17 protein-coding genes and 1 pseudogene are annotated in these 20,363 nt (G+C 59.4%); 5 read left to right on the top strand and 13 right to left on the bottom strand.

All coding sequences use genetic code 11. From position 1 onward, the window contains the following. Position 1: 1 nt before the first annotated feature. Together ACZK2R_RS10445 and ACZK2R_RS10450 are read right to left on the bottom strand one after the other, a co-directional pair. Positions 2 to 487 carry a TspO/MBR family protein gene (locus ACZK2R_RS10445; RefSeq protein ID WP_125894049.1) on the bottom strand — a complete coding sequence of 162 codons (486 nt, stop codon included), beginning with the start codon at positions 485 to 487 and terminating at the stop codon, positions 2 to 4. Positions 488 to 557: 70 nt separating this feature from the next. Further along, a complete protein-coding gene (locus ACZK2R_RS10450) occupies positions 558 to 2,753 on the bottom strand; it encodes an AsmA family protein (RefSeq protein WP_180837720.1) in 2,196 nt (731 codons plus the stop codon). Between the two features lie 132 nt (positions 2,754 to 2,885). On the opposite strand from ACZK2R_RS10450, the gene ACZK2R_RS10455 reads away from it, so the two are divergent. After that, entirely contained in the window at positions 2,886 to 3,140 is a 255-nt protein-coding gene (locus ACZK2R_RS10455; protein WP_258015775.1) for a GNAT family N-acetyltransferase, read from the top strand. Here the strand turns inward: ACZK2R_RS10455 and ACZK2R_RS10460 are convergent. From ACZK2R_RS10460 to ACZK2R_RS10505, 10 genes and pseudogenes are all read right to left on the bottom strand, one after another. Then, positions 3,134 to 3,958 (bottom strand): hypothetical protein, encoded by an 825-nt coding sequence (locus ACZK2R_RS10460; protein ID WP_180837719.1) that lies wholly within the window; start codon positions 3,956 to 3,958, stop codon positions 3,134 to 3,136. The two genes, ACZK2R_RS10455 and ACZK2R_RS10460, sit on opposite strands and share 7 nt — an antisense overlap. 660 nt (positions 3,959 to 4,618) lie before the next feature. Continuing rightward, positions 4,619 to 5,344, bottom strand: a complete 726-nt coding sequence (locus ACZK2R_RS10465) for a DUF6602 domain-containing protein (protein ID WP_026070607.1) — start codon at positions 5,342 to 5,344, stop codon at positions 4,619 to 4,621. A gap of 135 nt (positions 5,345 to 5,479) precedes the next feature. Further along, positions 5,480 to 6,412 carry an AAA family ATPase gene (locus tag ACZK2R_RS10470; protein ID WP_017355006.1) on the bottom strand — a complete coding sequence of 311 codons (933 nt, stop codon included), beginning with the start codon at positions 6,410 to 6,412 and terminating at the stop codon, positions 5,480 to 5,482. Then, the gene (locus tag ACZK2R_RS10475; protein ID WP_026070608.1) at positions 6,412 to 6,927 is read right to left on the bottom strand and encodes an HORMA-1 domain-containing protein; all 516 of its coding nucleotides are present in this window, start codon (positions 6,925 to 6,927) and stop codon (positions 6,412 to 6,414) included. Before ACZK2R_RS10475 ends, ACZK2R_RS10470 begins: the two co-directional genes overlap by 1 nt. Positions 6,928 to 6,934: 7 nt before the next feature. After that, complete coding sequence (locus ACZK2R_RS10480) at positions 6,935 to 7,900, bottom strand: CBASS oligonucleotide cyclase (protein ID WP_026070609.1); 966 nt, start codon at positions 7,898 to 7,900, stop codon at positions 6,935 to 6,937. A gap of 215 nt (positions 7,901 to 8,115) precedes the next feature. Further along, positions 8,116 to 8,324: pseudogene (locus tag ACZK2R_RS10485) on the bottom strand (integrase); the annotation flags it as partial. Positions 8,325 to 10,041: 1,717 nt separating this feature from the next. After that, the gene (locus tag ACZK2R_RS10490; RefSeq protein ID WP_332840906.1) at positions 10,042 to 11,046 is read right to left on the bottom strand and encodes an ATP-binding protein; all 1,005 of its coding nucleotides are present in this window, start codon (positions 11,044 to 11,046) and stop codon (positions 10,042 to 10,044) included. Between the two features lie 414 nt (positions 11,047 to 11,460). Then, entirely contained in the window at positions 11,461 to 12,897 is a 1,437-nt protein-coding gene (locus tag ACZK2R_RS10495; protein ID WP_478487987.1) for a hypothetical protein, read from the bottom strand. After that, positions 12,894 to 13,637, bottom strand: coding sequence for a hypothetical protein (locus ACZK2R_RS10500; protein WP_017354507.1), 744 nt, complete (start codon positions 13,635 to 13,637; stop codon positions 12,894 to 12,896). Before ACZK2R_RS10500 ends, ACZK2R_RS10495 begins: the two co-directional genes overlap by 4 nt. A gap of 532 nt (positions 13,638 to 14,169) precedes the next feature. Beyond that, entirely contained in the window at positions 14,170 to 14,409 is a 240-nt protein-coding gene (locus tag ACZK2R_RS10505) for a hypothetical protein (RefSeq protein WP_049399270.1), read from the bottom strand. 329 nt (positions 14,410 to 14,738) lie between these two features. On the opposite strand from ACZK2R_RS10505, the gene ACZK2R_RS10510 reads away from it, so the two are divergent. After that, positions 14,739 to 15,716 carry a hypothetical protein gene (locus ACZK2R_RS10510; RefSeq protein ID WP_146027644.1) on the top strand — a complete coding sequence of 326 codons (978 nt, stop codon included), beginning with the start codon at positions 14,739 to 14,741 and terminating at the stop codon, positions 15,714 to 15,716. Between the two features lie 432 nt (positions 15,717 to 16,148). Here ACZK2R_RS10510 and ACZK2R_RS10515 read toward each other — a convergent pair whose 3' ends face one another. Continuing rightward, positions 16,149 to 16,394: a helix-turn-helix domain-containing protein gene (locus tag ACZK2R_RS10515; protein WP_017354505.1), complete on the bottom strand. Its 246-nt coding sequence runs from the start codon at positions 16,392 to 16,394 to the stop codon at positions 16,149 to 16,151. Positions 16,395 to 16,489: 95 nt separating this feature from the next. Between ACZK2R_RS10515 and ACZK2R_RS10520 the strand changes: the two genes are divergently transcribed. The 3 genes from ACZK2R_RS10520 to ACZK2R_RS10530 all read left to right on the top strand — a co-directional run bounded on the left by ACZK2R_RS10520 (position 16,490) and on the right by ACZK2R_RS10530 (position 18,476). Beyond that, positions 16,490 to 17,290: a hypothetical protein gene (locus tag ACZK2R_RS10520; protein WP_017354504.1), complete on the top strand. Its 801-nt coding sequence runs from the start codon at positions 16,490 to 16,492 to the stop codon at positions 17,288 to 17,290. A 95-nt stretch (positions 17,291 to 17,385) separates the two neighbouring features. Further along, positions 17,386 to 17,820 carry an NIF family HAD-type phosphatase gene (locus ACZK2R_RS10525; RefSeq protein ID WP_017354503.1) on the top strand — a complete coding sequence of 145 codons (435 nt, stop codon included), beginning with the start codon at positions 17,386 to 17,388 and terminating at the stop codon, positions 17,818 to 17,820. 206 nt (positions 17,821 to 18,026) lie between these two features. After that, on the top strand, positions 18,027 to 18,476 hold the full coding sequence (locus tag ACZK2R_RS10530) for a phosphatase domain-containing protein (protein WP_017354502.1): 450 nt from the start codon (positions 18,027 to 18,029) through the stop codon (positions 18,474 to 18,476). Positions 18,477 to 20,363: the final 1,887 nt, after the last annotated feature.

Here is a 20,363-nt window from a genome sequence, read left to right on the forward strand (position 1 = left end):
CTCACAGCACCCCGGGATTGGCGCGCCACACCGCGAAGTTCAGCGCCGAGGCAAACGATATCCAGGCCAGGTAAGGCAGCAGCATCACCGCCGCACCGCGATGGATGCGTGCGAAGGCAACGATCGTTGCGCAGACCAGCGTGATCAGTACCAGGATGTCGACGAAGGCCAGCGCTCCCAGCTTCCAGCCGAAGAACAGCCAGCTCCAGAGGGCATTGACGGCCAGCTGCACCAGATAGAGCACCAGGGCCGGTTGCGCGTTGCGCCAGCCGCGTTCGCGCCAGACCAGCCACGCCGCAATGGCCATCATCGCGTAGAGCAGGCTCCACACCGGGCCAAACACGCTGGCAGGCGGTGCCCAGGCAGGCAGGGCGAGGGTGGCGTAGAAGCTGGCGGCGGAGGCCGATGCCCATGCGCCGACTGCGGCCGCCGCAAAGGTGGCCACGCCCCATCCCAGAAGACCCAGAGCCTGTGAACGCCGCTTCATTCCGTACCGCTCCATCCTGCGTTTACCGCTCATACGAACGGAAGCGGCAAATGGATGCAGCCCGGGGCGATCAGTCTGAAGAACCTGCGGCGCTTCCACCTTCGGCAGCCGGCAACAGCGAAGGGCGCTGATCGAACCATTCACGCGCCTTGGCCAGATGCCACTGGCGCTGTTCGCCATCAAGCTCGATGCCCGCGCCCAGCAGCCCCCAGCGGAGGTAGAGATCGCCACGCTTGCGCCGCTCCAGCAGATCCAGCCGCGCACGAACCGACAGGCGATCATTCTCGGCCTGCAGTCCGTCGATCAGCAGATGACCCGGGCGCCAGCGCAACGTGGCCTGTGCATCGACCTGGCCGGAATCCAGCAGGGACAGCGTCCAGCGCGGGTAGTCGGTGCGCTTGGCGAACACGGCCAGCAAGGGGCGTGCATCGCTCAGGGTCAGATCGGTGGTAGCGTCCACCTGGAACGGGGACTGCGCGTCGATGCGGCCCCGCTTGAACACAGCACGGCCTTTCCACGCGCTGTTGGAATCGGTGCCGGCCACCTGCACATTGCGCAGCTCCACGGTGGTGCCGGACAGATCGAAATGGCGCTGGCTGAAGTCCCCGCGGCGAAGCGTCGCGTTCACGTCGACATCGCCGCCCATGTCCAGGCCCGCCACCTTGGCGCTGGCATTGCGACCTAGCAGCCGCGCGGTGCCATGGCCGACGCGGCCATCGGTGTCGAGCGTGGCGTCGCCGCTGAGGCTGCCGGAGCCACGCAGCAGGCGCACCTGTTGAGAGCCAAGGTAGCGGTTGTAGGCGGCCAGGTCCGGGATGGTCGCTTGGCTGAAGCGCAACCGCGCACGAACGCCCTTGCGCAGTTCCTGCAGGCGGCCATCGCCGGTGAGGTCCACGGCCAGGTCGCGACCGTCGAACAGGCGTACATCCTTCGCATCGCTTGGGCGAGCGGTGAAGCGGGGCAGCCGGATCGCCAACTGTGCCTGAGTGGGGCTGCCGGCCTTCAGCTCGCCATGCGCACTGGCCGTGCCGGCCAGCCGCACGCCAGCGACCTCGGCCACGGCGGCAGCCGAAGGGATGTCCACGGTACTGCCTTCGATCAGTTCGCCATTGCGCAGGCGCAGATCTGCTTTCAGGGTGCCGCCGCCATCCAGCTGCAGCCACGGTTTGCGTACGAACAGGGCAGGGATCCAGTTGAGCGAGGTGAAGGTCCATTCGCCGCGCACAGTGCCGGAGCTGCGTTCCAGCAGCTGGGCAGGGTGCTGGAAGGGAATCTCGCGCCCGGTGATGTGCAGGTCGGCATCGATGCCAGCGGCCGAATCCGGGCGTGGCGGCAGGCGGGCCTGCAGGCGCAGGTCGTTGGCCACGTTGAGCTGCAGGGCCAGCACGCCGCGATCGGGTGCGCCGTCGCCGAGGTAGAGCGGAACCTGCCAGAGCGCGTGGTCACCAGGTTGCAACTGGCCGTCCAACAGGTGGACCGCCAGTTGCAGGCGACCGGGAACCGGCGAACTGGAGATGCGGGGCGTCTGCGCGTCCGTATCCATGCGCAGGCCCTGGCTGCGCGCATCCACTTCAAGTTGCGCATGCAGCAGCTTCAACTTGGCCAGGCCGGGCGCCTGGTCGCGATAGTGGCGCGGATAGCTGAAGCGCGCGGTCAGATCCATGTCGCCCAGCAGCTGCACGCCGTCATAGCTGGTGTCTCCCTTGCTGAACGAGACTTCGGAATCGAACAGTTCGGACGGGCCGCCGCGCAGCTGCTTGAGGAACCCGACCGTACCCTGGCCCTTGCCGATGATCAGCAGCTTGCCGAGCCGGGCACTGCGGATGCTGTCGCTGTGGATGGCGTCGAAACGCAGGGTCCAGCCTTGGTCGCTACGCGGCGGTGACGGAATGGCGTCCTCGACGCGACTGATCTCGGCCGACACGCCAGTGGCCTGCAATCGCGGAACCCGCACTTCGCGGCGGAACAGGGGCAGCACGGCCAGCCTGGCGCTGGCGCGCTCCGCATGCAGCACGTAGACGGTGTGATTCACGTGACCGCGCATGTGCACGTTCCAGGCAATAACGTGGCCAGGCAGCAGCGTGATGGCCGGGCCGGTGGTCATCACGAACTTCTGCGGCTTGCGGTTGGTGACCTGGTCGAACAGCGGGGTGTTGAGGAAGATGTTGCCGGCCAGCAGGTAGAGAACGTACGCGCCCAGCAGGAAGTAGCCAGCGACGCGCCATCGGCGGAACCGGTGTGGAGTGCGCGCGGGAGTAGGGGGCATGTACTGTTCTAAGGGCCGGAATTCCCTCAACTATTGCCGAAACGATGGCGGTGGCGCGTGAAGCAGGCACGGGCCGCAGCGCGGCTCTGCTAGTGTCCGACTTGATTCTCACGCCGGATCTGGAGGAATCGCATGGAGATTCGAGCCGCCACCGCGGATGACTTGGACGCCATGTGGGCGATCTTCAGAGCCGCTATTGCGACCGGAGACGCGCTGCCTTTTGCCGGCAGCTTCGAGGCCGTGACCTTTCGAAGCCATTGGTTCGGAGTGCATACAGCCTTCGCTGCCTATGTGGTGGATGCGCGGGCACAAGGGCAAGGCGTGGACCGGGCTCTGGTAGAGCACAACCTGGAGCGGGCGAGGGACGTTACTGCGGGACGCTACTGAAGGCGTGCCGCCTTGGGGAGCTGGGGTTGGTTGATGTGTAATTGATGCATAGATTCTTGCAGGACCCCGGCGTTACGTAACGCGGATGGCTTATCAGGGTGCTCAGCAGCAATTTGTGGAGCTGGAGCTGGGGTGACCAACTCCCAATTCTTGATCAAAAACGAAAGCAGCTCGACGACCTGTCTTGGCCTTTCGCGGGATGCAAGCAGCACAGTGGCCACAATGTAGAAGCAGCAAGCCATGGCTATTGGCGCCCATAGCAGCACGACTCCTTCTTGCTTAACTAGATTGGCCGCGGCCACGGCACTGGCCGCCAGTGCGGGGGCCAGGCCTAGCCGACGGAGATCACCCGAAAAAAGGCCAAGTCGTTGCTCTAGGATCTCCCAATGCCACCTGTACTGTGTCAGTGCGTATTCCGCGAGATGCCTTGGATAGGCCCGAAGCACCTGCACTTCTTTCCAATCCTGAATCATGTCGCGGCGCATTCTCCGAAGTACTGGAGGTATGGAGTCTTTGCGCTCTCTACGATGGGCGATCACCGCATTGAAAAGCGAGGATAGGACGTAGCCGATGACAAGCACGAAGCCTGTATAAAAGCCGCGCTTGATGAAGGGTTCCGCCGGCTCCTGCAAAGAATTGGCTGCAGTCACAACTGCACAAACGGAAGTGATCACGAGGACGCCCACATATGCGATCAAGAGGCCGCGCTCAACAACGTATGGCCAAGTAGCTGAAGCGCCGGGTGAAGCAAGCGGCTTCTCGACCGTCATTTCGTTGAGAAGCCCTACAATTTCTGCAAGCTGCTGCTCATCTGTCATGGCGAGTCTCATGCTGTTGCACGCGCAAAACTATGATTCTGTATCTCATTGATTAATCAATGGATCGATGCGGTGTTGCACCACAATCGCGCGCGCGCCAATGCTGTGTAGTTGGACATTGCACAACGCTAGTGCATGAATTTGGTGCGGCGCCAATGCACGGCTTCTAATTTGAGGCAAAGCCAATGGAGCGGCTGTGCCCGGCGGCGTAGTTCAAACGAGCGTAATCAATGCTGTGGGGACTGGAATGCTCTTGTCCGGCAGGCTATCGATGATTGTGGCCGAGCCGCTCTCGCAGCAGTCGAGGTGGCCATTGGAGGTTGCGAACCTCTTCCTTTAGGTCGGCCCCGCCACGTGGTCGAGGTGGGGCTCGGACTCGGACTCGGAGGAAGGGATAGTCGCGGCATCGCTAGAGATTCAGCCAGCCTCGCGCTGGCCCGCTGACGCTGATTGTGCACAAGCTAATCGCGCGACGCCCCAAGTTGAAACATCCGTGCTCCGGGCCGGAAGGCAGCGACCTCACTCGGTGCACCTCGAGCTGGGCACGAAGCGCGTGAAGCCTAGAGGCGTCTCCCTCAGGCAAGCTTCCTCGCTAAACAGCGCGGAGTACCCGGGCAGGCATGCCTCATGTCGCGCCCAACAGCTGCCATGACCAAGCCATCACTTCGTCAGCCACTGGCCGTAAGCCTCAACATCAATCATCGGTACGGTCCCACTGAACTGAAGTTGGGCGATGAGTTTGAAGAGGAACGCCGTCGCGGGCTTGTTCTCATTCACAAAGAGATAGCGATCCTTGGAATGGTCAAAGAAGAAGTGACCATGCGCAGCAACGCAGCCAAGGTCCAAGCGCCCGTCGCCGGGATTGGCGGTCAGTGCCCTTTCCAGGGAGGGCCCAAGCGCTGGACTCCAGTCACTTTCAAAGGTCAGCAGCCCGCCAAGAATTGGCATCAAGGCCTTTGGCGGATAGACCCCACCCGCGTGCGGGATTGGCAGGCTAGTGCGCTGCAACTGTCGAACGCTTGCCACCTTCTGCTGGGCGTACGCCACCAGCTCTGCATTCGCTGTCTGCTTGGCTTCGAACACCGCATAGACGCTCTCGGCAGGAACAATGATTTCACCCTCGTAGGTGAAAATAAACGGTGAATACTGCCGATCGAAAATCACCACATCAATCTGCTGGCTGAAATTTCCTTGACTATCCACCACGTGTGCCTTCGCAGCTTGATAGCGCTTTGGTAGGTAGGTATCCAGCAAGCTGATCCACACGTTCTCACTGGCATCCCCCTTGGACCCTGGGTGATTGAACGTCTTCCGGACAGTGGCAAGGCGCAGCTGAACATCCTCATGCAATGAAGAAAGCAGCTGTGAAAGTGACCATTGGGACATCTTGGGACCTCCATACACTCAGCAGCAGGCGCTTGCCTGGTCAACAATGTGAAATAGCAGCGACTGGGGTGGGGCAGCCAGCTGTGCCACACGAAACAGTGTCAGCGGCGCCCCGGCGCGTGCTGGGAAGGCATCTCAGCCATGATCCTGAAACGCCGGCGTTGGCTGCATTGGGCGAGCAATCTCAAGCGCGCGTTTGCTCTCAATCGATCGGTCTGGATAAGCATCTAGTACGATCGAGGGGATCAACCGCTGTGTGATGTCAGAGTAGGTGAAGCCGACCTCTTGTCCATCCTTCGCTCCAGTGGCCTCTACCAGCCCTTCGATCTGCACGGAGGATAGACCCAGCGGTCGCAACTGGTGTTCCAGGACGTAGCGTCGCTGAGCTGAATCAGGACGGTTGAAGGTCAAAATGTCAGCGGCGCGACGGCGTACGGCCGGATCCAGCGCGTTGAGGCGATTGGTGCACATGATCACGGCGGCGGGCACCTTCGTCTGCGCCAGACGATCGATACCCCTGATGAAGGCATTGACCCCTGCTCGATCCTCATGGTGCATCTGCGCCGATTCCCGAGACTGGGTCAGCGCATCGGCCTCATCCACCAGCAAGATGACCCCTCCGGTGCTTTTTCCGCGACCTTGCAATTTGGTCGCTTCTGCCAGCGCGTAGTCGAACGCTGTGGTGAGTAGCTGGGTCATCTCGCCAACCTGTCCCTTGCCTCGGGTGGCCAGGCTGAGCGGGAACAAGGTGATATCAATCTTCTCCTGTCGCGCCACGGCATCACCGATAGTCTCTGCCAATTCGGTTTTGCCAGAGCCGACGTCACCGGAAAGAATGACCAAAGGAGGTCGGCGCAGTACGGAATCAAGCAGCGTTGCGGCACCTGGGTGATGGCGCTTGGCCCACAATTCCAGGCCAGCTGGGTGGACTAGCAGGCCGAGAATCTTCGACAAGCGAGCCTTCTGATCGTCCACGCCAATCAGCCGATCCAATCGGGTGCGGGCGTCGATGTCCGGATAGATGCGACGTTGATCAAACAACTCGTCAAGGGTTGGCTTTGAGTGCATTAGTAGCTCCTGACACTGAGGCGGTCGAGTGCCTTGCCACCCGCAGAGTAGCTGCGGTCAGACACCAGGCTTCCGCTGATACCAGGCTCGGCTGCCCCGGTACGCTGAAATGGAAGCGACTTTTCAAATGACTCCCGCTGAGGAGCCGACAGCGTGAACCAGGCAGAGGAATACGTCAGGTAGTTGTAGAAGCTCGCCCCGGATACATCTGCGCCTGGGCGGAGCTTGCCGGGATCGTCATCGATTCCGGACATGCCTGCAAGATCTTTTGCGGTGTAGCGCAGTGTGGGCTCGATCCAGTTATCACCCCGCTTGAAACCGTAGGTGACTGTGTCCAGATAGCCGGCCTTCAACAATTCAACCACTTCGGTCTCATAAGCGGCGATTCTGTCATCGCTGGGCGCCCCATAGAAGCGCTGCATACGCTTGAGGTCGGCGGCCAATTTCGCTGCCATGTGGCGGGCATGAGTGATCGTAAAGGTGCTGGTGCTTGATTGTGTGTAGCTGCCAGTCATAGGGCCCTCACGCTTGGAAGGAAGAGCCGAAGACCTTTTGCCAGTAGCGCACGGTCTCCTGCTTGGTCGGTGCAGCCAGTGCCGCATCAATCGCGTCGCCGGCATCCAATGCCGCCTCGACAATGGCATCGACCTGCGCGTGACCGTACAATTTGGCCACGTTGTTCTTCTCGTTCACCGGATCAATGATCTGCATAGGCTCGGAGAAGGCGGCGATAATGGCGGTAGGGTAGTAATCCTGGAATGCGATTTGTTCGCGAAGGCCGCTCTGCGCCACGTAGGTGAAGAAGTGCTGGAGCGCTTCGGGGTAGTTGGAGAAATCACGCCCCTCATCGCACAGCTTTGCCAGGATCATCTCGATCATGAAGGACTTGAAACGAAAGCCGGGAACTTCCGTCTTCATGCGCCTTGCCCAGAACTTGACCAAGCGCACCACCTGCACAAAATCCGAAGGCTGCAATTGTTTACGCCGCTTGGCAAACTCTAGGTGCCGGGGAATGCTGGTTCTCAAGAACGAGCCATCATCCTGACTGACTAGGTTGCCATACCAGTCAGGATCGCCGTCATAGAGGATCGGCACCACGTCCACATCCAGCCCAGAACCTTGGAACGAGACTGTTACGGAGTAAGTCTGGGGCTTGACTTGTTCGGGCTTGAAATTTGGATAAGCCTTTCGAAGCCGCTCTGCCAAGTACTCCAGCAGCCTCCCAATGTCCTTGGGGGCGTCTGCCCCACTGATGTAACAGGCCACGTCAATGTCGTTGAGCGACCGCAATGCGGTGCCTTTTGCCAGACTTCCCGAAAGGATCATCTTTCGAAGGGTGAAATCCGGGTGCTGCCCTAGGTAGGTCTCCAGACGCTCTCTCAGTCCACGCGCCTGCGCGCGTAGCTCATTGGCTTTATCGCGTGGCAGATTGACCCGATCGTCGGCAAAATTGACAAGCTCCCTATGGCCTACGTGCTGCGTTCCCATGCATCGATCTCCAAGCCGGGCGCGTGCCGACCGGCGGATAGGTGAGGTGGTACTGCGACTTCCCCGCTGCCAACTTGCCGGCTCGTTGTCGCAGGAACTGCGACTCTTCCCCGATCACGGGCCGGAAAGCTGATAGCTCCCGATCAACATTGGGATGGCTTTCACAGTTTCAAGGGCGTGGGTGGGTGCCGGGACGCGGCGCGCCTGGGACGGGCTCAATCCGCGTCGAGCAGCCGTGCGGCCGGGTTGTGCTGGGCGCCGCCCTGCTGGAAGTAGCCAGCCGCGCTGGCCACCGAGCGGTGATCGGTATTCGCCATCAGGGCGGGCAGCGCCAAGCCTTGGTGCGCCCCTTCGGTGATGAAGCCCGAGCGCAGGTTGTGTCCGCCGAAGTCCCCTCCAGGCCGGCGAGTGCGGCGCGGTGCTGGATGACCACGGCGGTGGTGTGGGGCGCCTATCGCCAAGTCAACCCGGGTGCCCGCACGCGGCAGGACAGCGCGTCATCGGTGATCCTAGCGGTGGGCAGTATCCGCAACTGACTGGCGCACAACGGCAGATGGTGCGCGAGGAGTACATGCGGGGCACCTAAGGTCTTCGGTTTGGGGTGGAAGTCCCGCTGGTCCAGTACGTCATTCAGGCCTATCGCGCGGCGCCGAACCCTCAGCGTCATCTTGCTCCTGACTATCTACTGATGGTAGACCAGCCAGAGTCTCTGCCCGATGGCGCCATCTGGCATTGACTGGTGCATCAGCATCACGGATTGAAGGCGCCTGGCCCTGGCGTGGATTCGATTGCTGTTGTTGGCAAATGCTACGAATAAATGGGTGCCGCCCATTTCCAGGTGCAAACAGGCGGCTTCTCTATCTCGGCAGCTGAGTTGTGCGTCAGAAGTTTAGGGTGGGGCGATCGATGCCTTTGCTTAGGGTTGCGTTATCCGAACGCCACGCGCAATTCGTGTGGATGGCTCGTATCCAAAAGCGCAATGGGACTGGGCGATCTATAACGCTCCGGAAGCGCGCTCAAGTTGCCCTCATGCTCCGAGAGGAGGATGCCGTCCGCGTAGCCCTGGGCGAGCACCGCTAGTCTCACTCGTAGTCCCAATCCCGAGTTGCTCACCCGCTGCGGGCTGGAATGGCTGAATTTGCCCAGGAGCTCATCTACGAAGTTCAAATAGTTGGGGTGAATCACTCGATAGCGCCCGCCTGGCCTGGTCGCGGCGTAGCTGCTCCATCCATCCGGAGCCGGTTGATCCCGAGCTCCGGCGACTCGCTCGCCTTGAGGGCTAAAGGCCTGATCTGATCGACCTCGTCGGGAACCTCTGGCTGCATTCTGGTCAATGTAACGGAGGATTGGGCCTGAGTCGTCCTCAGAGCCCGTATGGTTTGCACGTAGTGCTGTATCTGCGCCTGCTGGTGGTGATTGTTGATCTGGGTGTGTCGTGAGCCTGTACCTTTTAGCGTTGCAGACCCTCCTGGCCTGGCGTAGCGCCAGGCCAGGAGGAAGGTCCACAAGGCTGGAAATCCTGCTGGGATCAACGTGTACCCCTGGAGTTACGATCAGCCGACTTGTACGCCTTTGCTCCGCACACCAGTTGAGGTAGGCCTGTAGATACGCCGTGGCATTGGGGTGGGGGTGTCTCTGCAAGGCGGAAGCCGACTCATTCATAAGGTCAAAGCCGCACGCACAGGTGAGCAACTTCGTGGGCGTGCCAGCGACTGTCACCGGAAATCCATTGCATCGTGGGCAACTCTGGCGCAGGCGAACGCCATGCCAGGGACACGTGGAAATCCAGGGCAGCTGATGCAGTGTGGTGTGATACCCGAGTCTGATGCAAGGAAGGCAGTACCTCAACCTGAGATGGGAGGGCAGTCTCGGGTCGTCCGTCATGAACGGATACCACGCCGCCAAGTCCCACTCGGGCGGAGTCTCGATCCCAAGGGTTGTAGAGAGTGCCTCTTGTTGTACTTGCGAGGTCGTCAGGCTCAAGAGCAGGTTGATGTTTCTGTTTGGCTTGATTCCGAGGAGTTGTGAGTACTCCGTGACCCGCCTGGCCTGGTTCAGTCGCGATAGCCTCGCGACGCAGCCAAAAGCCGATTGGTATGGAACAAGTCGGAGGTTGCCGCCGACCAGCTGAGCGCCGCTCCTCATTTGCCTACGGCCCTATTTCTTGAGCTTTCGAAGCCGGCGTATGCGCTGCGCAGGAGAGCTTCATCAATGTGCTGGGTAGTAAGCCCTTCGAAATCGTTGCGCCCAGCAGCGATCTTGGTGAGTAGGTGGTAGACAAACTGGTTGAAGGAGGCCATGAGCCAATCCTTGGGAACGGGATAGTTGCCTTGATTGGCAAGGTTCTCAATTCGTTCGCGTATCGCTTCGGTCTCCTTCTCAAGGCGCCAGCCAACGCTGTAAGCATAGGGTGCGAATGCTTCGGTGTAGGTCTTTCCTCCCTCGTCCGGCCACCTCATAACTTGGTCAAGCTGGCGAAATGCCAAGGCGACATCACATGCGTCCTGCACGTCAGCGTCCTCCGTCGGGATGTCCCAGAGAAGCCCGGTAAAAGGATGGCTGTCGACAAAGAATCGGCCATACAGATGTGGCGGCGCCAGCTGACTAAGATCGTCTGCGCCTCCAATCACGCTGTTGCTCTGGTGGATGAAGAGAAAGAACGGTTGCACTGATGATCCGAGGAAGTGGTTCTGAAGCTTTGCAAGGTGGGCGTAGTCCTTGAGCGTGAGCTGCTCAGCCGTATCGATCGCAATCACGACCACGTCGGCCGATGCTCTAGCGGCTTCCTGCTCAATTGCCCGGATGATCCTGAGGAGGAGATCCTGTGGGCTGGCTACGGTTGTTGCCCTCATGCCCAGTCCAAGGATGACCTCGCGGAAGAAGTTGCCTTCGCTAGGGGTAGTCGGTTTTCCGACGACCATCCGGAGGAATCCAATAGGAAATGGTCGCCAAGAAGTGGTGGTTTCAAGTATTCGCGTGGCAGTTGACTTCCCACACCGGCCATCGCCAATGATCCTCAGGCTCGGCCGCCCATACTCCAGGCACGTGGCGAATCCAGATGCCATTCGCAGTAAGGGGAGAGTCTGGATATTGGGGCGATGTCGCGCGTGCATTGGGTGGTTCTCAAGGCTCGCCGGGGCCTTCATCAGCGGAGCCTCGTGTTGAACGTGGCCCTGCGGATTCCCATCAGTGGAGAGCCTTGCCCCTGACTGTTGGTCGTGGAAGGTGGCTTGGGCACATCGCCAGCTGCCATGAGCGAGGCGCTGTCCCTGACGCCAGCGGCCGCCGATCGGACGGCTGCGTGATAGGCCTCAATGTTGTCGGCTAAACAGTAGTTACCGGGCTCCCGTGACGCGTCGCTCTTCGCCCAGCGTGCCGCGCGCTTCCTGATCGACAGCGTGTGGGCCACGCTCGCATATGGGGCGAGAGCGTGAAGTGTGAGTACACGCTTACCGCCTCTCCAGAGGGTCAGCTTGCGAATGTCTCGCCAGTCTTCGTAGGTTGCGTCAAATGACTGCCCAATCAGGTGCCACTGTCCAGACAGTGTTGGTGACCTGTACCTAGCGTGGTCGAGATAGACGAGGGGGAGGTACACCACTCCTTCTGGAGCCTCTGATGGTCACCTTCATCCGCCTAACGGTCATGTTTCTCACGTCATCTTCGGTGCCAGGTGCATGCCACACCCACTCCCCAGATGCCAGATGCTCATCAATGATTCGCTTGGGCGACCTGGGTTCGCGAGTGGACCGGCTCGTCACATTGTGCGAGGTAACATAGGTGTCAATGAGGTCTTTCAAGACCTCCAGGAGAATGGGGTGGTCTTTCCCGTCAAGCTTTGTAGTGACTTGACGCTCATTCACTTGCGTTGCGGGAGCAAAGCCGCCGGCGATGTGGCGCAGCAGGCCATTCTCAATCTTCTTGAATAGAGCCTCGATGTAGGGGCGACCTTCGCCCATCCCGGATCGTCCAAAGTGCAGGATTCCCTTGTGATGATCAATGAGATTTCGGACTGTCATCTTGGCGTGATGGGATGAGTCGTTGTCCATTGCGATCATTGCGCTTCTCATCACTACCTCATCCACTAGGTAGATCGACGGCATCCATGCACTAGTCGAGTAGCTCAAGTTCGACGTGCTCAGATCCCTTGGTTGCCAGGGGCTCATGATCTTCGCGAACAGGCTGACTACATCGTGTTGCTCGTACTTCCGGCCAAGCACCATTTCCCAACCAAGGATGGCGCCACTCCCGACATCAACAACTGCCAGTAGCCAGATCCGACTAATCTTCTCTAGCCGGAATGAGCCGTCCGCCATCGGCATGGCCAGCCATGCGTCGATGTCGACGGAATGCTCGTCGTACTCAACTCGATCAAATGGCCGAATGCTGAGTAGGTTCTCGATTCGGGTGGAAGTAGGCTCATCCGCAGCCAAGAGCATCTCATTTTCGCTCTTTGTGCCTCGGATGCGCTTTATGAGGGAGGTCAGTGCTCGTCTTCCCTTGTCACGGATGTTGAGCGGATACATGGCCTGAAAGCCCTTCCCAGTCAGCACCTTCACGAACTGGGAATGCAGCCTGTCGAACGCGGGGCTCCTTTTGGACTGTGTTGGCAAGGCGCCCTTGAATCTTGCGACTGCATCGCCGAGTTCGGGGATCGCTTGCAGGACAGCATCTATGGCGAACGGATGTGAACTATCGGGGACGACCGAGTTGTTGCGATCTGACACGCTGAATCGCGCATAGGGAATGCAGGCTCGGTATCCGACTCGATGACCGCTCTCGTCGAAGAGCAGTGCGGTCCGGATCATTCGAGAGAGGGTATTTCGCGGCACGCCCCATCGAAGGGCTGCGTCGACCAAGGTTGCCCCATCAAGGACGCTGGTGAGTGCTGACAGGCGGGCTTGAAATTCCGACTGTTGATCAGCTGGAAGTACGATCCCATTTGGCCTTGGAGTTGCCCGGATCGACTCGAGGTCGACGGCATTGAACTTGGAACTCATGGGTCGGCCCTCCAGATCCTTGATCGCCCCGTCATTCGAGGAAATGCATCGGTCGCCAGAAATCCGACGTGAAGCAACTCAGCCACGACCCCCTGAATGTGAGTTCGAGGGTGGTGCCTGAGCTCATGGATGAGTTCATCTGCACTGATGCTGCCGCTTCGCTCGATGGTCGCGGCGATTTCCTGTCGCAACGCCAGGCTGCTCCCCAGATCCTTGGCTGACTGGCAGAACCCGAGCAGTTGGTAGCAGAGCTCATTCCTGCCGCCGGGCGCCTTGAGTTCGTCCTCCGTGATTAGCCACAAAGAGATGCCTGCATCCTTGGCTGCTGAACGAAGCCGGTCCAGCTCGCGAGGACGACGCTTGCCATCCACGCCGGGTACTGTCTGCGAATTCGGAATGACGTTTGCATAGATCTCCTGGCCTCCGCGCCTCTGAAACCAGAAATGGAGTTCCATGCTGTCAAGTCCTACCGGGATGGACCGAGGCCTCTCGGTCACGGCCGCCACTGATGGATCAAACTCCAATTGCAGTCGAAGCGCGAGTTGCAGGGGGCCGTGTACGGTAACCGTCCGGTTCTCTTTCGGGCTAAAGAAGGTGAAGATGTCCCCCCTCTTGATCTGGCCAGCGGTTAGTTCACGGGGGGCCAGCGGTCGATCCTTCCCATTGTGGAGCGGGTCGGAGGCGCGTGCAGACGCTACGCCTTGGAACGGGCTCACGGGATTGGTCGCGTGGTTGCTCATGCTGCCTCCTTGTGGATGACTGCAGTTCGCATGGTCGAGGAGTGGCGCTGCGCAATCGCGATTGAGGGATGACTCAATGCATGGTCAGCTGAGTGTTGGATCTTCATCGATCGACTTCCCGGTTGGCCTCGGAGAATGAGGCTCGGTACTGGCGGCAATGGCCAGCAGGGTCATTGGGGATTTCGGGCATGGGGTGCCGTGCCGATTGCCATACGATGGCAGTCGGAGCGCGCAGATGCCCGCTCAAGCAGCTTTGCCGCTTGACACGAAGTCGGAATTGCGGGAGCCTACATACGTTATCGTAGAGCTTCACCCCCTCTCGCTCCGGCGAGAGGCTATCGCCCCCGTTGCTGCGGGGGCGATTTCATTTCCGGGGTCGGAGATTTGATGAACTGGGGGGCTAAATGCCTCCTTTGAAGCTGGAGTTTTGGCGTCAAGCCGTTCAGGGGCGCACTGTGCGCCTAGGTGAGTTTCAGCAGATCAGAAGTGGTGCGGGCCTTTTGGCTTCGGCCTCAGCTCGCGTGCTCAGGAATTACAGCGAGTTCAGCCACTCAGCGACATCTCGCGTTTTGGCGAACAACCCCCGCCGACCTGGCAGCGGAAAGGTGCGAACCGGCAAAAGTTCACGCTGGACGGCTCGGCCGAAGGTGCGGCCGTTTGGAAAGCCAAGGTTCCGCTGGAGGTCGCTGCCGCCCATGAGCTCCCCATGCCGCTCTAGCAGCTCGCGACTGAGTTCGGTGGAGACTGCTGCTTCTGGATTCTGGATAGGCATGACGCAACTCCTAGCTACCGTTGGACCCCATCATGCACAATTGCAGCCAGTTCTAGGGGATTCTTTAGTCCCGCTTCAGAAGATCCATAAGTATGCCTCGTGGCAAGATTCCAACAGACGTGGCGCTGGTCGTCCGCAATAGCGTGTGGGCCTGCGTTGTGCGAAGGCTGCATGGCGATCGACTGACCTGGGATGATCTTGATCAGTTGCTCTTGCCTAGAGTTGGGCTCGATATACACGCGCAAGCGGCCAACGGTCGTCCCCGATCCTTCTACCGGTTCTTCAGCAAGGGGCATCATCCAGGGAAGCTACGCGGTCCTGGTGGATACTTGATTGACTCGGTGCATGGGGATCCAGCGTTCGCGGCTGCAAAGGAGGCCTTCGAGCATCCGATCTGGATGATCTGCAGCACAGAGGCTCCCACTGCGGAGCAATTGCGGGGCGTACGTCGATCACTAATGGAGCGTCTTGGGCTACTGATGCCGTCCATCACCGAACGCCTGGTGGCTTCTCATCACAATCTCCCTGGCCTCAGCAGCTATGCGCCAAGTCGGGTAGATGCCTTGGAGTCCATGTTCAACGTGGCCGAAGGTGGCTCCTTGGACGCGATAGGCCTGTGTGCGTGTAACTATCTGTTAGCTATAGACAGCGGTAGGCTCGAGACTGCAGTAGATGTCCGGGATGCACTACGCTGGGCAATTATTCGTTTTTGTGCTGTTTGGGGATTGCGCCCCGACGCATGCACGGCAATCCAGCTGTTGATGGAGCAGCGGGTGGTCAGGCTTCGTAGGGGATCGCTGTTGCCAAAGGATGTTGGGTTTCCACTTGGCAATACGGATTCCAGCGCGTTTAGTAGCAATTCGGCGAAGGGGGTATTCTTCGCAGATGACTATCCGTGCATGCTTCCGGTGACTCCTCGCACAGGTGGGGTGGATACATTCTTCGCCCGGTTTCACTCGCACTATCTTGCTTTCGTGAATGATCTGACAAGGCAAGGAGCATTCGCGCAGCTGGCTGGGACTGAGCTCGGCGGATCTTTGCCGACTCAAGATGCAATTGACGACCTGTTTCTTGGGCTGCTGGACGTGCCGGAGGATGTTTGTCACGGCGAGGTTGCAACTCTCAAGCAGTTTGCGCCAATCAGTCCGGTAGCGGCATGCGTGGCGGAAGTCCTGCCCACTTCTAGCATCGGAAGCTCGCCTTACACCCGCATCAAGCCTCTGGGCGCAGTGCTTCTGAAGTTCATGCGTTCTGTCGACATGCTGGTTGACGTTGAGCATCCGCATCCCATGGTTGATGAGCCGTGAGATGCGCCTCCAGGATCTTTCGTTACCTTGAAGTGGCGTCAACAAGGGAGAGGTATCAACGCTAGCCGCGCGGTGGAGGTCACTGTTCTTGCGGGGAGATGCGCATGCTGGTTCTGCAATGCATGCCGAGCCTTTTAAGCTATGGTCAGTACGAAGAGGTCGCCCCAAAGGGATTTCCTTGAAGCGCTGAACCTCTTATTGCGAAGGAATCGTCAGTCAAGCGCGCCGACAGGGCTTATGAATGCTTTCCCTTCTAGCTCGGATGGTGCGCTGGAGGCCACCACTTGACCAGCCAGTCCTGTGTAGCCAGAACTGGCAAGAAGCCATTTGCTCAAAGTGGTCGCATGCTCGTTGAGCGGGATAGTGGGGTGGGCACTAGGCGTGAGCCTAGTGGTACGCATCTGAAGAAGACTGAGCCTTAGCTCAGTAAAGTCAGTCTTTGAGTCGCTTCTCAAAGTCGGCAATGAGCTTGCCCAGGGATAGGCCTGTCAGGCGCGCTATGTCCCTAAGCTCCACGACGTCAACCCTGCGCTTCCCTGTCTCAACATCGCTAATGAACGACTGGCTGCGCCCCAGCTTGCTGGACACTTGTACTTGGGTAAGGCCAGCAGCCAAGCGCGCGTCTCTGACGGTCTCAATCAGGGCGGCGTATTCCTTGCGATGGATTGTCTTGGCCACGGCCGCACCCTGGTTGAGCGGCTTCAGAAGCTATATCCAGTTCTCCGATATCTAAAAACCAGATATCCTGTGCTTCTCATTGACAGGGGAAGGGCATGATCAAAGAACAACGTCGACGCGACGCAGCTGGCTGGGGCAGGCAGGGCTTGCTGCTTGCTCTGACGGTCCTAGTTGCCGCCTGCAGCGGTCCAGTAGACAGGAAGTTGGTCACTGACGGCACGCAGGAGCAATACAGAGCGTCGATTGACGCAATTGACGCCGAGCTGAGTGCCCATGAGCGGGATGCCTTCAACTGGGCCGTTGCCGGCCTTGATCTGGCTGAGCTGAACAAGGCCTACCCGAATGCATCTATAAGACAGGTGGTTAGGGGGCACATCAAGCAGATTAGGGATGCCCATCCAAAAGAAATTCTTGCTCTGCAGGAGCAGGCCAACGCGCAGCGGCCGACGATCACCGAACTAGAAAGAGTGCGTGCGAGTGGCGCAACGTTACGGATCGAGGACAGCTTCTTTGGCCCGAAGCCGGTCATTGAGGCGCGAATTGCGAATAGCTCAACTTTGGCGCTCAGCCAGGCCAGCTGGGCGGCGACGCTCTACATCAATGGCGAAGCTCAGCCCACGGCAAAGTCGCGGGTGCACAGCGACTTCCGATCGATTGATGGCCTCAAGCCGAGCCGCGGCGTCACGGCGCGCTTCAATGTTGGCTTCGTAAAAGGTGATGATGCGTGGTCGACACTGGCAATTCGACAAGCGTCTTCAACGCGAGTCGAGCTCGAACTAATTCCTCAGACGGCTTTGGACTTCAATGACAAGCCCTACATAGCTGCCAACTATAGGGAAAAGATCCAGTCTCTGGAGAATCAGCTTAAGCAAGCCGAGAAGTTCTCAGATATCTGACTCATTGGCGTTCCGCAACTGCGTCCGATGACCAAGCGCAGCGCGGAACGCTCCAGATCCAAGTGTCCAACTGCTGATGAGGATCCTAGCGCTCAATGCGACCGACCATCCTTGCTCTCGATCTCGAGGGGACGCTGATCTCAAATGCTGTCAGCCAGATTCCACGCCCAGGGCTTTATCAGTTCCTTGAGGTCGCTCATGAACTCTTCGAGCATCTGGTCATCTACACCACGGTCCCTGAGGCAGCTTTCCGCAGGATTTCGCGGCTGCTGGTCGAGGAAGGGAGCGCGCCAGGCTGGTTCGCTGAGTTGCCATATACATTCTGGGGAGGGGCAACGAAGGACCTCCGGTATGTGTCTCCGATCCTGGGTGCAGCGCTGTTGCTGGACGATCACGCGGACTACATCCATCCGGGGCAGGAGCGCTATTGGATTGAGGTCTCTTTGTTCGGCGCTCCATATGACGCGGATGACGCCGGCCTGGAAGTGGCCCTTGAGATGCTGAAGGAACGATTGGTTGTTCCGTTGTAGTTGGTGTGCTTAGTGAGTGGGTTGGCGGGTGCAGCTCTTCCAGCCAGCAGCGCCGGTTGCTGCATAGGAATGGGCTGTCGTTCAGGAGATCCGACATGATTCGAACAAGTTTGACCCACCCTTTAGCTATCGCGGAACTCCCGGTTGGCGAAAGGGGAGGGGCAATTGGTGTGACCTTCGCGCCAGGTAAGTACCAAGAAGTTGCGATGACGGGGGCATGGGCGAGAGACATCGATGTGGATGTCTCTGTGATTCAGTGTTGGGGAGCCAGCCACCTGATCACGCTACTCGAGCCGTGGGAGTTCAGTGAGTTGCGGATCGAGTGCTTGCCTCAAGTGGTTGAAGGGCAGGGCATCTCATGGCATGGCCTTCCAATCACGGATGGCGCAGCACCTGACCAGAGGTTGCTCGAACGATGGCCAGTACTGGGGTCAATGCTCGTTCGGAGTTTGCATTCGGGCCTGCGCATTGTGGTCCACTGCAAGGGTGGGCTGGGGCGAGCCGGCACTGTCGCAGCGATGCTTCTACTGCAGTCAGGGGCTGAGCGAACAGCGCAGGCTGCCATTGGCTCGGTGCGACGTGTCAGGCCGGGTGCCATCGAGACCGCTGTCCAGGAGGATTTCCTGCAGCAATGGGCACAGGGACTGCGCTCGTAGTTGCCCTTCCAGATCAAACGCGTGGCGAGCTCATCAGTCGTTCAAGGCCAGCCCTGGCTATTGGCGCCACCGATACCTACGCGATCTAGTCGACCGCTGACACCGGATTCGCTGGGTCGCGCGCCCACTAGTGGACGCGGCGCGGAGAGTATCCGCTAAAGCCTCCAGTCGCTACTTGGCTGCAGCCAGTACTGTCTGCCCAGAGGGATAAACGTCTCCATTGCCACGTCCAAGATCAACGGCTGACGCCAGCCATGGCCTGGCACGAAGCAAAAGTCAGTCGGGCCAAGTGCTCCCGATTGAACTCGGCTAACGAGCCAAGTGCATCTCCTGCTGATCTCTCGATCAAGTACCCGACGGGCGGCCTCCTCGTCCAGATCAGCTTTCAGGAACTCCGACGCAACGTTGCGCATGCCGGCCCACAGTACATACCTCTTGCGTCCCAAGCTCAGTGCATTCCACTCCGGGAGCTGGGTCGATCTCAGGCCATTGCCCAGCGTGGGAGATAGCCGATACTTGCGTAGCAGGTTGGCCAGGTATGCACGGGCTTCGCTCTCTGCGAGCGAGGTTCCCAAGGTCCGTTTGGCAGTGGACGGGCATTCGGCAGCCCATCGGGTAAGCGTACTGGTCAACCTGGCCTCCAGACTCACGTCCTGACGTGACCAAGCGGCCTGATAGGTCCATGCCAGAGGCTCATACAAGGACCTCGCCCCGGAATTGGGGGCTGCGATGGGAATGCGCTGCAGTACGCGAAGTGAGGCAAGCGTATCGAGTGCGGCTGAGGCCAAGCCCTCGGCGGCAACAGGCCCGCTTACGGTCCTTGAGCGCTCCAGTGCGCACCAGGCGCAGGCTAAGAACGGGCCGATTGAACGAACGAAATCGTCCAACTCTGGCCAATGCGAAATGAGGGTCGGTTGGGTGACAACATAGGCCACTTGTCTCTCAGATCGCTCGCCTAGCTCACCAGCATAGCAGCGAGGCGAGTCCGCGTCTATCTGATCTTCAGATATCGCCACACTGCTGTCCGTGGCTGCGCTGGAGTTGTGAGTGAAAGTCCCGTCGCTTCCTCCAGCGGTGTTCTAGGTTCTTTGGGGAGCCGTGCTATGCCGAGGAGCGCGAGTAGGCCATTGAGCATGGACGAATCAGTGGTTCAAGTTCCATGTCGCGCGGCCGATACAGCCCTGTCCAGACTCCTGGCGGGTCGTCCCGGCCACGAATCCAGTCGATGGCATCCCGTTTGCCCAGGAGCTCCGGAGCGACGTTCTAAGTACCCTGCCATGTACTCAATTCAGAAGATCATCGACCTGCTGCTGCTATTGGGCGTTCCTTCGCTGCTCTTCATTGGCGCTTACGTTCTGCGCCGCCCCAAAAGAGAGCTCAGTTGGGAGCCGGTGCTGGATCAGCGAGTTCATTGCTGGAAATGGTGCGCCTATGGCTTCATTTTTCTCTTGTATGTTCCCGGGACGACGTTGTATCGAACGTTGATTCCTACGGGTTGTGATGGACTTGTTTGCGTCCAGTTCTTCACCGCGAGTGGATACCGTATCGCCCCGAGCGAACTTCATGTTGTTCTCGTCGCAACTGCCGTTTTCGCGGGGTACTTCTTTGCGCGTGTTCGAGCTTCGTACTCACCGATTCCTACCAGGGCCCGGGGCTACGTCCTGAAGGTTGCCTATCATGGCAAGGGGGAGTACTCGCCACACTTGGAGATAGCCCGCCAAGTTCGCCGGCGTCAGCTCAGAGCGGAGCTTGCTGAAAGGCGTAGGCTTGAGCGGGAGGGCTTCCACCTATGGTTAAGATCCGTACGGCCGTGGGTTTGCACGTTGGCCAGAGGCTCTACTGTTGAGCTACTTAGCCCCATGCTGTCGGGAAGGGACCCACTCACTC

The organism is Stenotrophomonas sp. 96582_Sma, assembly GCF_056480905.1.